General features: G+C 38.6%; 11 protein-coding genes. 2 read left to right on the top strand and 9 right to left on the bottom strand.

What is annotated here, in order from left to right; translation table 11 throughout:
• Positions 1-4: 4 nt before the first annotated feature.
• The 3 genes from ACFILW_RS00130 to cyoE form a co-directional block, all read right to left on the bottom strand.
• Entirely contained in the window at positions 5-964 is a 960-nt protein-coding gene (locus ACFILW_RS00130; protein ID WP_375665414.1) for a homoserine kinase, read from the bottom strand.
• Positions 964-2,019 carry a 4-hydroxy-3-methylbut-2-enyl diphosphate reductase gene (gene ispH / locus ACFILW_RS00125; protein WP_375645717.1) on the bottom strand — a complete coding sequence of 352 codons (1,056 nt, stop codon included), beginning with the start codon at positions 2,017-2,019 and terminating at the stop codon, positions 964-966. The genes ACFILW_RS00130 and ispH overlap by 1 nt, the downstream gene beginning before the upstream one ends.
• Before the next feature lie 182 nt (positions 2,020-2,201).
• Positions 2,202-3,137: a heme o synthase gene (gene cyoE, locus ACFILW_RS00120; RefSeq protein WP_375622307.1), complete on the bottom strand. Its 936-nt coding sequence runs from the start codon at positions 3,135-3,137 to the stop codon at positions 2,202-2,204.
• Positions 3,138-3,555: 418 nt separating this feature from the next.
• Here cyoE and ACFILW_RS00115 point away from each other — a divergent pair, with 418 nt between their 5' ends.
• Positions 3,556-4,095: an invasion associated locus B family protein gene (locus ACFILW_RS00115; RefSeq protein ID WP_375622308.1), complete on the top strand. Its 540-nt coding sequence runs from the start codon at positions 3,556-3,558 to the stop codon at positions 4,093-4,095.
• Between the two features lie 109 nt (positions 4,096-4,204).
• Positions 4,205-5,623 (top strand): metalloprotease TldD, encoded by a 1,419-nt coding sequence (gene tldD, locus ACFILW_RS00110; RefSeq protein WP_375622309.1) that lies wholly within the window; start codon positions 4,205-4,207, stop codon positions 5,621-5,623.
• 536 nt (positions 5,624-6,159) lie between these two features.
• Here tldD and ACFILW_RS00105 read toward each other — a convergent pair.
• From ACFILW_RS00105 to aroC, 6 genes are all read right to left on the bottom strand, one after another.
• Complete coding sequence (locus tag ACFILW_RS00105; protein ID WP_375622310.1) at positions 6,160-7,413, bottom strand: class I SAM-dependent RNA methyltransferase; 1,254 nt, start codon at positions 7,411-7,413, stop codon at positions 6,160-6,162.
• Positions 7,410-8,153 carry a TlyA family RNA methyltransferase gene (locus ACFILW_RS00100; protein WP_375684882.1) on the bottom strand — a complete coding sequence of 248 codons (744 nt, stop codon included), beginning with the start codon at positions 8,151-8,153 and terminating at the stop codon, positions 7,410-7,412. Before ACFILW_RS00100 ends, ACFILW_RS00105 begins: the two co-directional genes overlap by 4 nt.
• A 16-nt stretch (positions 8,154-8,169) precedes the next feature.
• Positions 8,170-10,077 (bottom strand): 1-deoxy-D-xylulose-5-phosphate synthase, encoded by a 1,908-nt coding sequence (gene dxs, locus ACFILW_RS00095; protein ID WP_375684881.1) that lies wholly within the window; start codon positions 10,075-10,077, stop codon positions 8,170-8,172.
• A gap of 243 nt (positions 10,078-10,320) precedes the next feature.
• The gene (locus ACFILW_RS00090; RefSeq protein WP_375622313.1) at positions 10,321-10,575 is read right to left on the bottom strand and encodes an exodeoxyribonuclease VII small subunit; all 255 of its coding nucleotides are present in this window, start codon (positions 10,573-10,575) and stop codon (positions 10,321-10,323) included.
• Between the two features lie 7 nt (positions 10,576-10,582).
• Positions 10,583-11,686: a 3,4-dihydroxy-2-butanone-4-phosphate synthase gene (gene ribB / locus ACFILW_RS00085; protein WP_375622314.1), complete on the bottom strand. Its 1,104-nt coding sequence runs from the start codon at positions 11,684-11,686 to the stop codon at positions 10,583-10,585.
• A 15-nt stretch (positions 11,687-11,701) separates the two neighbouring features.
• Positions 11,702-12,790 carry a chorismate synthase gene (aroC, locus tag ACFILW_RS00080; RefSeq protein WP_375622315.1) on the bottom strand — a complete coding sequence of 363 codons (1,089 nt, stop codon included), beginning with the start codon at positions 12,788-12,790 and terminating at the stop codon, positions 11,702-11,704.
• Positions 12,791-12,829: the final 39 nt, after the last annotated feature.

Raw genomic sequence — 12,829 nt, 5'->3', positions numbered from 1 at the left:
AAATTTAAAAACCTAATTCACTCAGAGAATTTACATTACTGAAAAAACAAAGCTTGTGCCAATACTCCCATGGATCTTTCTTAATAACAAAGCTATTAGGCGGTGTATTAAACCAATCATATAGACGTGTGAGTAAGAAACGTAGAGACGCACCACGAGCTAATAAAACCATCTTGTCCAATTCTAAAGGGATCAATGGTCTTATTTTTTGATAACTTTCCAATAACTTACGTGCTTTGGTAAGATTATAGGAATGATCAGGCTCAAAGCACCAAGCATTTAAACAGATCGCTAAATCATAAGCAAAAAAGTCATTACAAGCAAAATAGAAATCTATCATCCCAGAAAGACGATGATTCACAAAAAAGACGTTATCATTAAATAGATCAGCATGAATAATACCTGTTGGTAAATTTAATGGCCAATTTTCTTGTAAAAAAGCCAATTCCCCCTCAATTTTTTGTCCAAATTCCTTTAACAATGCATCTTCTCTGGTTTGACAACGTTGCCACAATAACTGCCAATCCATAACAGAAAGAGTATTTTTACGACTGAGTGTAAAATCCTGTCCTGCTAAATGCAATTGTGCTAACCCCGTACCCACTTCGCCACAATGCCCCATATCGGGCTGTCGGACCCACATTCCTTCCAAAAAAGTAATAATAGCAGCAGGACGTCCTGCTAATTCACTAATCATCATTCCATCATTTTGAATAACGGGTTGAGGACAAGGAATTCCACGCTGTCCTAAATGCTGCATCAAGCGACAAAAAAAAGGTAAATCATCTTTTGAAATACGCTTTTCATAAAGTGTTAAAATAAACTGCCCTTGTGTTGTCTCTAGCATAAAATTAGAATTTTCGATCCCCTCCTCTATACCTTGATAAGACAAAAGTGAACCTATTGCGTAACGTGTTAAGAACGCTTTTAAATCATTTGGATGAATATCTGTATAAACGGCCATTATTCTGCTTTCGTTTTAGACATGGCGGTATCTTGATGTTCATTTTTTGCGTTACTTGCTTGACCATTAACAAAAGCCATATCTTGAGACGTTAAAATGACATCACGTAATTCGCGACTCACTAAAAATTTTTCCGTTTCTACCGCTGTTTCAGCTAATTCTATTGTGACATCATAACGCTCACGAAATGCTGAAATAATTTCATCAATAATAATTTCAGGAGCCGAAGCCCCTGCTGAAAGACTGACAATAGAAAGAGATTTTAGGTTTTCAAAATTAATTTCATCAGCGCGCTGAACTAAAATAGCTTGCCGCGCACCAGACTTTTCGGCAACCTCTACTAAACGTCGTGAATTAGAGGAATTTGGTGCTCCAACAATCAAAAACAAATCGCTCCCCTGTGCCGCTGCTTTAACCGCATCTTGTCGATTCGTTGTAGCATAACAAATTGACTCAGCCGCTGGGGCTGCTAATGTAGGAAAACGTTGTTGTAATATATCGATAATTCCTGCTGTATCTTCAACAGAAAGCGTTGTTTGTGTCACAAATCCTAATTTATCCGGATCATCGGGTTGATAATGCAAAGCATCTTCTATCGTTTCAATGAGCGTCACAGCCCCTTCTTCAAGCTGTCCCATCGTTCCTATCACCTCAGGATGACCAGCATGACCAATCAATATAACATGACGACCATGACGTTGATGTCGTATCGCTTGTTTGTGAACTTTTGAGACCAACGGACATGTTGCATCAAGATAAAACAAATTATAGCATCGTGCTTCTTCTGAAACAGATTTTGGTACACCATGAGCAGAAAAAACAACCGGTTGATTGCGATGTTCTTCTGGGATCTCATCAAGTTCTTCGACAAAAACAGCTCCCCGTTGCTGTAATCCCTCAACCACGTAGCGGTTGTGTACAATTTCATGACGAACATATACTGGAGCACTATATTTTTTTAATGCAAGCAGAACAATCTGGATAGCACGATCAACCCCTGCACAAAATCCACGTGGACCACAAAGACGTATCGTTAAAGGGGGAAGTCCAGACATAAATCATCCTTAATCTCTATAGTTTTAGCTATATATTCAAACAACCTATCATTATGCACGAATAAGCAATGCAAAAAAGCTAGCAATACCATCTTTTGCATAAGAACACACTCTATCGTGTTTTCTTACAGTATTTTCTTGAAGAAAAGCTCTTTTTAAATTTGCTTTTTCATTTTATTTTCCTAAAGAGCGATAAAATACCAAACAAGAGATTCAATCAAAAGAATGCTAAAGATACCTGCCAAATAGAGTAACGAAAAGAAAAACGTTTTTTTGGCCATCAAAATAGTTCCATTATGTGTATCAGCTTTCCATAAACGATAGGCAAAATAAATAAAGATAATGCTTAAAATTGTTGAAAAAATACCATAAAAAATTCCGCCAAGACCAGTAAAGCAAGGAGCAGCAGCACATAATGCCATCAAAATAGTATAAAATAAAATCTGTTTTTTTGTTGAATATTCACCTCGTACATTAGGCATCATAGGAATCCCCGCAGCCTCATAATCAAGAGATGAAAATAAAGAAAGAGACCAAAAATGAGGGGGGGTCCACATAAAAATGATTAAAAATAATAAAAAGCTATCAATACTCACTGTCCCTGTTGCCGCGGCCCATCCAATCATTGGTGGAAAAGCTCCAGAAGCACCACCAATAACAATATTTTGTGGTGTGATACGCTTTAACCAAATTGTATAGATAACGACATAAAAGAAAATCGTAAAAGCAAGAAAAAATGCCGCAAACCAATTAATGAAGCTCCCCATAACCAATACTGAAAGCATAGAAAGAACCATACCAAAAATAAATGCCTTTCGGGGGCTTATTTTACCCATAGGAATGGGACGCTTTTTAGTCCTTTCCATCATGGCATCAATATCAGCATCATACCACATATTAAGTGCCCCCGCACCACCGCCACCAGCAGCAATACATAAAATTGCTAAAAAACCATACCACGGATTGATAGGAACAGGAGACACCATCAAACCAACTAAAGCCGTAAAGACCACAAGAGACATAACACGTGGTTTCAATAATGTGATATAATCACTAATAGTGGATTTTGGTGGCGTTGACTTACCATTCGCAATCGATAGCTCTCCTGAAACTGACATGCCACTCAAAACCCTTTTCCATTTTTGTCATTCTCAAATCCAATATCATCTGACAAATATGATCTATTATCGAGCGTATGGGAATGACAAATAAAAACCAATCGTCTTTTTGAAAAAATATGGGATACCCCTCTTGTGTATGTATCCCCTAAAAATAGATAGAAACATTTGCAACAAAAATATTTTTTCAATTAACATTCTCTCTATAACATTACAAATGTATCCTACCGAACATCATAAAACCATACTGAAAATTTATCTTCTATAAAATGCTATTTTTTTCATTTTCCTTTATTTCTTGCATATAGATTAATATATTTGGGTAAATACTGATTTTGTGTTATAGTTTTTTATAGGGAATTCATTTTTTATGTAAATCTATGTATGGTTGTGAGTGTTGAGTCGGATAGGATTTTCTGTGATACTTTATAAATTACTCAAAAAAACTTTTTTTATTGGCACTGTTCTTTACACACTTTATAGTAGTTTTATCAGTCATGCATTTGCACAAACACCCTATGCGCAAAATGTCCCTGCTCCACAAACCTATGGTGCATGGACAAAAGTTTGTGCTCTACCACCAGGTACCCCTAATATGCAGTGTGAAGTTGTACAAAACGTTCACACACAAGGGCGTCAAGATATTACCTTGCGTGTTACATTTTATAAACTTCCTCAAAAGCAAGGTGCTTTGATGCGTGTTTTTGTTCCGATTCGCGTTGAATTACGTCCTGGCGTTGGAATTAAAATTGACGATAAAAATATGGGAAGAATGGAATATCGTCGTTGTCTTGGTGATAATTGTGTTGCTGAAGCCTTTCTTAAAGAAGACATATTACAACTCTTTTTTAAAGGAAAAATGGCAACCTATTTTATCTTCACAACTCCTGAGCAAGGAATTGGAGGTCTCGTTGACCTTCATGGTCTTGGCGATGCCTATGCAACCTTACCAACATGAATGAAATCGATACATATTGAATGATTAAAATCTCATCGTATATTTTGAGAGCTTCTTAATTTAAATCAATAAAAATCTTCTAAGCCCCCATAGCAATAGGATAATTCTTATGAAATCGCTGATTGATCATTTTGATATTGCTTCTTCTAAAGTGCAATCACTTGTACAGGAAACGCTTCATCATGCTGATGATGGAGAACTTTACCTCGAGTATACAGAAAGCGAAGCTCTTTTATTTGATAATGGACAGCTTAAAAACGGCTCATTTCATCAAGATATGGGGTTTGGCCTGCGTGTCGTTGCTGGAGAAGCTACCGGATATGCACATTCTAGTGAATTATCAGCAGCAGCACTCAAGCGTGCCAGTGAAGCTGCTAAAGCTGTTACCTATAATAATCATGCAGGAACTTATAGTATAGCACCTCAACAAACAAACAAAAGACTTTATCTACCGCATAATCCCCTTGATGCTCCATCATTTGAAGAAAAAAGTGCTCTTTTGCAAAAAATTGATGCCTATTTACGTGCTAAAAATAATAAATTGCATCAAGTGACTGTTTCTCTTTCTGGCTCGCTACAACATGTTGAAATTTTACGTGCAGATGGTTATTTGGTTCGTGATATTCGTCCGCTTGTGCGACTTTCTATATCTGTGGTCGTAGCTGAAGGCAATCGACGTGAAAATGGTTTTTATGGGTGTGGAGGGCGACAAACATTTAACCAATTTATTCATGAAGACAATTGGAAAAAAGCTGCGGATGAAGCCTTACGTATGGCTTTAACAAATTTAGAAGCAGAAGCAGCACCTGCTGGATCTTTTGATGTTGTCTTAGCTAACGGATGGCCTGGTGTTATGCTCCATGAAGCCGTAGGTCATGGTTTAGAAGGTGACTTTAACCGTAAAAAAACATCCGCTTTTGCTGGACTTTTAGGACAACAAGTTGCGGCAAAAGGTGTTACAATTGTTGATGATGGAACAATTCCACAACGCCGTGGTTCTCTCACTGTCGATGATGAGGGGACTCCTTCAGGATATAACGTTCTCATTGAAGATGGAAAACTCGTTGGTTTTATGCAAGACAGGCTTAATGCACGGCTTATGGGAGGTAAATCAACTGGAAATGGACGGCGTGAATCCTATGCTTATGCCCCAATGCCACGAATGACCAATACAATCATGCTAGGAGGAGATAAAACACCTGAAGAAATTCTTTCTTCACTTAAAAGTGGTATCTATGCTGTTTCATTCGGTGGAGGACAAGTTGATATCACTTCTGGAAAATTCGTCTTTGAATGTACTGAAGCATACCGAGTAGAAAATGGTAAAATTTGTGCACCAATCAAAGGTGCAACTCTTATTGGAAATGGACCGGATGCTATGAAACGTATTACAATGATTGGTAATGATAGTAAACTTGATAATGGTATCGGTATGTGTGGAAAAGCTGGCCAAAATGTCCCTGTTGGTGTTGGTCAACCTCATCTTCGAATCAATAATATGACAATCGGTGGAACTGCGCTGGAGTAAGCTTGCTTATTCCTTCCCAATATTCAATATTTTCCCCTTCTCGTTTATCAAGATGTCCTTGTGAAGAGTGAGCTTTTGCTACAAACATTAATTTATAAAGATAATTGAGCGTTATTCATATTTAAATTAAAACCTTGAATACCGTAAGATTTTCTCATTTTAAATTTGTGTCTGTTAAATTAATCAAAATTATTCGTTTGTACGTTACAAGCAGGGAGAACCGTGTGGAGTGAAACTGTACAAAAAAAGATAAAAACGCCATAATGAACCATCTTAAGTGCCAAGGGCTGTAACAACATTGGGAGTTGGCGAATATTACGATGGTGCCGGCAGACTTAGACATACCTTCTTCATGATACATTCGTTTTTTGTGTGGAGTAACTGTCTTGTATGTTTCATAATAAAGTTTAAAATAAAAAAACTTCCTGTATTCAGTGCTTTCATTCAATAAGAAAAGAAAAAGATTATTATTGTAGATAAATCTTAGAGAGATTTTATAATAATACTCAAATGAACTATGTCAAAAAACTTTCAGGCTAAAGCTTCCAACCTTTCTTCTTTTTATTTTTGCTCAAAACAGCAACAACTTCAACATGTGGTGACCATAAAAATTGATCAATTGGTATGATTTTTTCTACTGTATATCCCCCTGCAACAAGAAAAGATAAATCACGAGCAAATGTAGTAGGATTACACGAAATTGCCACAACACGTGATATTGTTGCCTTTGCCAATTCATGTACTTGTTCCTCTGCTCCAGCACGGGGAGGGTCAAAAACAACACTCTCAAAACACTCAAGTTCCTTTACAGAAAGGGGATGTCGGAAAAGATCACGTTTTTCACAAGTGACCGTTTTTAAACCAATCGCAAAACGTGCTGCTGTATTTAGATTTCTTAATGCATCTTCATTATTTTCTACTGCATGAACATTCATCTTTTTTGCCATACGCAAGGTAAATGTTCCTACCCCTGAAAACAAATCAACAGCATTCTTTGCTTTTTTTAAATGCGTTAAAATAATATTACCCATTATATTTTCAGCTTCACTGGTTGCTTGAAGAAAACCACCAGAAGGAAATTCAACACGAACATCTCCAAAGTAAATCACTGGTTTTTCTCGTTCAACCAAAACTTCACCGTCAACAGATAAACGTGTAATTCCATATGAAAGCGCTGCACTAATCATTTTCTGACGAAGTGTTTCATGGTGTATAACGCAACCATTTAAAGCAACATCTAAACCATTTTGAACGCGTGTTATCGTAATATGAAACCGTTTGACAGAGCTCTTTAAAAAAGCACAGAGCTCTCTGATATTATGCAACTGAGAAATAAGCTCTGGATGGCTTATTGGACATTCCTCAAAAGCCACAATCTCATGAGAGAGATAACGGTTAAAACCAACTTTTTGCCCCTGTGGGGTCATGGATGCTGTTAGAGTAATCCGCCGTCGGCTATAAGGTTTACATTCTATTAAAGGCGAAACAACATCATTAAGTCCATACTTTTTAAGCGCATCAACAACCAATTGTTGTTTCCATACGCGATAAGCATCCATATGCCAATGCTGAAGAGTACATCCTCCACATTCTCCAAAATGCTGACAAAGAGCATCAATGCGTTCTGATGATTTTTCTTTTAATGCTATATATGTTGCATATTTTCCATGAACCGTAATTTTAGCACACTCTCCTGGTAAAGTAAAAGGAACATAAACGAAGCCGTGAGACGTCTTAGCAATACCATAACCATTTGCTCCAATATGATCGATTATGACATTGTCATTCACTCTTGTTTTTCTCCGAATAGTAAATATTCCACGTTGCCATCACCACCTGTAATAGGGGAAGAAATTAAACCTTTTGCACTCCACCCTGTTTGTGTATTTAACCAAACAAAAAGTTCCTCAGCAGTTTCTTTAGCACTTGATGGATTTAATATTCCTCCCTTACTAAAGTGTTTACGACCAACCTCAAACTGAGGCTTTACCAGTAAAACAGCTTGGGCGCCCTTCTTGGCTAAAGACAAAACGGGAGGCAATGCAAGTTTGAGAGAAATAAAGCTAACATCTGAAACAATAAGATCAATTTCTCGCCCACCTAAATGTTCCTGTTGAAAATCTCTAACATTCAAGCCTTCTAATAACGTTATAGCCCTGTTGCCCAATAAACGTGTATCAAATTGATGATGACCAACATCAACCGCAATGACATGGGCCGCTCCACGTTCTAAGAGAACTTGTGTAAAACCACCTGTTGATGCACCAACATCAATGGCTGTCACTTTATCCGTTATAATTGGAAATGCATCAAGTGCAGCAATCAATTTTAACGCTGCCCGAGAAACATAATTCTGCGCTGGATCACAAACGGTAATCTCTGCATCATCAAAAACGATTTGCCCAGCTTTAAAAACGATTTCTCCGTTAACTTTAACAGTTTGGCGCATAATTGCATCACGTGCGCGTGAACGTGTCGTAAAAAAGTTTTTTTCAACTAAAAGAATATCGAGTCTTTTTCTGGAAGCCATCTCATACTCGAATTTTCTATCCTGTTCGAATCTCGCGTCCCAAAACAGCAAAAACCGTGTTTAAAATACCCATAGCGTCAAGTCCGATAGTTGAGAGAACTTTTTCTGGTGAACCATGATTCAAATATTCATCAGGAAATTTTAGTGTACGAACTTTCAAACCATGCTCTAAGAGCCCTTCTTGCGCTAAAAATTGTAATATGTGCGCTCCAAATCCACCGATTGCACCTTCTTCAATTGTCACCAATACCTCATGCTCACGTGCCAAACGACACATCAAATCTTTATCTAAAGGTTTTGCAAACCGTGCATCTGCAACCGTTGTAGACAATCCTTCAGCCTCCAACGCATCAGCAGCTTGCAACACTTCTGACATCCGCGTTCCAAAACAAACCAAAGCGATTCTATTTCCTTCACGCAGAACACGCCCTTTTCCAATTTCTAATAACTCACCACGTTGCGGTAAATCTATACCAATCCCCTCACCACGTGGATAACGAAAAGAAATGGGACCCTGATCATAGGCTGCAGCTGTACGCACCATATGCATCAGTTCAAGTTCATCTGAAGGTGCCATAACAACAAAGTCAGGAAGAGTGGACAAAAAAACAATATCAAAACTTCCAGCATGTGTTGCACCATCTGCCCCCACAAAGCCTGCGCGGTCAATAGCAAAACGTACCGGTAATTTTTGAATTGATACATCATGAATAATTTGATCATAAGCACGCTGTAAAAAAGTAGAATAAATTGCAACAAAAGGCTTATACCCTTCACAAGCAAGTCCTGCCGCAAAAGTTACGGCATGTTGCTCTGCAATACCAACATCAAACATTTTTTCTGGAAATTTTTCCGCAAAAGAATCAAGACCTGTGCCTGTTGGCATCGCTGCTGTTATGCCCACAATCTTATCATCATGGCGCGCTTCTTCTGATAAAGCTTTAGAAAATACCTTGGTATAGGGTAGAATATCGCTTGATGCTTTAACCTGTTTTCCTGTCGTGACATCAAAACGATTAACACCATGATATTTATCAGACGAGGCTTCTGCAGGGGGATATCCCTTTCCCTTATGGGTTACAACATGCACCAAAACAGGACCATTAGGATATTCACGAACATTTTTAAAAACAGGTAATAAATGCCCCAAATTGTGCCCATCTATGGGGCCAACATAATAAAAGCCAAGCTCATCAAATAAAGTTCCCCCAACCAAAAGTCCACGCGCAAATTCCTCTGAACGACGGGCCTTATCCCCAAAAAACTTTGGCAATTTTTCGCTTAACATCTTTACGCGTTCACGCAAATGACGATAAGAAGGACGAGATACTAACCGTGCAAGATGTGCACTCATAGCACCTGTAGGTGGTGCTATAGACATATCGTTATCATTAAGAACAACAATCAAGCGTGCATTCAAAGCACCAGCGTTGTTCATGGCTTCATAAGCCATACCCGCAGACATTGCACCATCACCAATGACAGTTATGATATTGCGCCTTGTCTCTGCTTTCAAAGCACTTGCCACCGCCATGCCAAGCCCTGCTGAAATAGAAGTAGATGAATGCCCCGCTCCAAATGGATCATACACACTTTCTGAACGTTTTGTAAAACCAGATAATCCGCCCTCTTGACGTAATGTGCGAATTTTTTCTCTACGCCCCGTTAAAATCTTGTGCGGATAGGTTTGATGACCAACATCCCAAATAATCCTATCCTCTGGTGTATTAAAAACATAATGTAATGCAACAGTGAGCTCAACAACGCCAAGTCCTGCCCCAAGATGACCACCTGTTACAGAAACCGCATCAATTGTTTCTGCCCGCAACTCATCAGCCAACTGTACCAAATCAGACTCAGGCAATGCCCGCAAATCTTGCGGAAAACAAACACGGTCAAGCACTGGTGTTAAAACATGAGACAAAAAAACTCCCTCCTGTTACCTTAACTCAAGAGAACGCAACGGTAAAAATACATCTTCTCTACTCTTTTATTGACAGCTTTGCATCTTTTTTACTAAAAAAGACTCTTCTCTATTCGAGATAATTTATGATTTTTCCCATTTGTAACTTATTTTATAAAAAAGAAATCAATAAAATTTGTTATTCTACACAATAAGGTTATTGCACTGCTTAATCCAGCAACAAATATCCAAAAAGATTTAATATTATTGAGCATCAAGTGGTTCTACTCCTTCTGGAGAACCTCCTTCTGAAAACTGGATTTTTTCAACTTTAGCTTCAGCAACTCTTAAGAGTTTTTCACAATGCTTTTTAAGCGCTTCACCGCGTTCATAAATATCAATGGATTGTTCCAAAGGCACATCGCCACGTTCCAAATTTTCGACAATAACTTCAAGTTGCTTAAGCGCTTGCTCGAAGCTTAAGGTCGTAATATCCCCCTCTTGTATCTCTTTTTTCATATGAACCTCAAAAAATATCTGTTCTGGATATACGAATTCCAAAATTTTCTAAACCTACATAATGATGCTCTTTAGAAGCATAAACAATAACAGAGCCTATTCCTAAATATTTTAAAATTTGTGATCCTAAACCAATTTTGCGCCATTCTGCTTCGCGTTCAATCGCCTGCACATGGTTTTCTGAACTGTCTTTTGCCATGTTTTGAATACCAATAGTTGATTGTATAACAGATCCTTCACGCAAATAAATAAATACGCCACGTTTCTCTTTTTTCATCATTCTCTGCATCATCACCATAATATCTGAAGATTGACAAAAAACATCACTTATAATGTTTTCATGATGTAAATGCACGGGAATATCCTCACCCTTACAAATATCACCAAAAATAATTGCAATATGCTGAACGGATTCCCAAGGGAGTTGGTAACTTTTAACAATAGCGGAACCTATAGATGTTTCAATAGGCATTTCTCCAACATGCTTGATCAATATTTCCTTACGTTGGCGATAAGCAATCAAATCTGCAACCGTTATAATATGCAACCGATGTTCTTGCGCAAATTTCATAATCTGATCACCATGTTTAACGCTTCCATCATCATTAACTAACTCACCGATAACACCAACCGGCGGCAAATTAGCTAATTTACATAAATCAACAGCAGCCTCCGTGTGACCTGAACGCATGAGCACTCCCCCTTCATGCGCAATCAAAGGAAAAACATGCCCTGGACGAACAAAATCATCCGCACTTGCATTTGAATTGGCAAGATTACGCACCGCTAATGTACGATCGTGCGCTGAAATCCCTGTTGTTATGCCGTGTTTAAAATCAACAGTAACTGTAAACTGCGTCCCATGTGCAGAGTTATTATCTGGTACCATAGGAGAAAGATTAAACCGTTGTGCTTCTTTTTTTGGCATAGGTGTACACACAATACCTGTTGTATGACGAAGAATAAACGCCATCTTTTCTTCTGTACAATGCGCTGCAGCAACAGTTAAATCTCCCTCATTTTCACGGTCACCATCATCTGTCACCACAACAATTTCACCGCGTTCAAAAGCTTTAAGTGCAGAAACAATTTTTTTTTCATCATATGCCATTGTTCACCTTCTCACTCACCCAACTTGACCGCGATGTCTTAGATAATGGTCAGCAATAGCACAAGCAACCATCGCTTCACCAACAGGAACAGCACGAATCCCAACACATGGATCATGACGTCCCTTTGTTATAACGTCTATATCATGACCATCAACATCAATGGAACGACGAGGTGTTAAAATTGATGAAGTAGGCTTTACAGCAAAACGCGCAACAATTGGCTGTCCACTCGATATTCCCCCTAAAATACCTCCCGCATGATTGGATAAAAAAAGCGGTTTTCCATCATTTCCCATTCGCATTTCATCGGCATTTTCTTCTCCCCTCAAGCGGGCTGCCGCAAAACCATCACCAATTTCCACACCTTTTACCGCATTAATCGACATAAGTAACGAGGCAATATCTTGATCAAGCTTTGCGTAAATAGGGGCTCCTAAACCTGCCGGAACATTTTCTGCAACGATCTCAACAACCGCACCAACAGATGTTCCCTCTTTACGGAGTTCACTGATATAATCACTAAAAATGTGAACCATCTCTGCATCAGCTGTAAAAAAAGGATTATTATTAACCTCTGACCAATCCCAACGATCACGATTAATATTATGAGGACCAATTGCTATCACTGCTCCTCGGACAATCAAACCAGGAACGATTTTACGAGCAAATGCACCAGCTGCAACACGCGCTGCTGTCTCTCGTGCCGAAGCACGTCCCCCACCTCGAAAATCACGAATGCCATATTTAATATCATAAGTATAATCCGCATGTCCTGGACGATACTGATGGGCAATCGAGCTATAATCCTTCGAACGCTGATCTGTGTTTCGAATCAACAGAGAAATTGGTGTACCTGTTGTCACCAATGTCGTTCCATCGTCTTGAACAACAACTCCTGAAAGGACCTCTACTTTATCTGGTTCTCGGCGCTGCGTTGTGTATTTTGATTGTCCTGGTTTGCGTTTATCAAGATAAGCTTGAACTTCTGCAAGAGTAAAAATAATTCCAGGTGGACAACCATCAATGACACAACCAAGAGCAGCACCATGACTTTCACCCCATGTTGTTACACGAAACAAATGACCAAATGTATTATGCGACATGAAAAAAGATCCATTTCTCTGTCAAATATATACAACGAT

The sequence above is a fragment of the Bartonella sp. TT110JLCBS genome, assembly GCF_042193405.1.
Taxonomy (GTDB): domain Bacteria; phylum Pseudomonadota; class Alphaproteobacteria; order Rhizobiales; family Rhizobiaceae; genus Bartonella.
This window is presented reverse-complemented; position numbering and strand designations above follow the sequence as displayed.

What these genes read in the sequence shown, in the direction of transcription:
- ACFILW_RS00130 (WP_375665414.1), bottom strand. Translation starts at nt 964, where the DNA reads ATGGCCGTTTATACAGATATTCATCCAAATGATTTAAAAGCGTTCTTA.
- ispH (WP_375645717.1), bottom strand. Translation starts at nt 2,019, where the DNA reads ATGTCTGGACTTCCCCCTTTAACGATACGTCTTTGTGGTCCACGTGGA.
- cyoE (WP_375622307.1), bottom strand. Translation starts at nt 3,137, where the DNA reads ATGTCAGTTTCAGGAGAGCTATCGATTGCGAATGGTAAGTCAACGCCA.
- tldD (WP_375622309.1), top strand. Translation starts at nt 4,205, where the DNA reads ATGAAATCGCTGATTGATCATTTTGATATTGCTTCTTCTAAAGTGCAA.
- ACFILW_RS00100 (WP_375684882.1), bottom strand. Translation starts at nt 8,153, where the DNA reads ATGGCTTCCAGAAAAAGACTCGATATTCTTTTAGTTGAAAAAAACTTT.
- ACFILW_RS00090 (WP_375622313.1), bottom strand. Translation starts at nt 10,575, where the DNA reads ATGAAAAAAGAGATACAAGAGGGGGATATTACGACCTTAAGCTTCGAG.
- ribB (WP_375622314.1), bottom strand. Translation starts at nt 11,686, where the DNA reads ATGGCATATGATGAAAAAAAAATTGTTTCTGCACTTAAAGCTTTTGAA.
- aroC (WP_375622315.1), bottom strand. Translation starts at nt 12,790, where the DNA reads ATGTCGCATAATACATTTGGTCATTTGTTTCGTGTAACAACATGGGGT.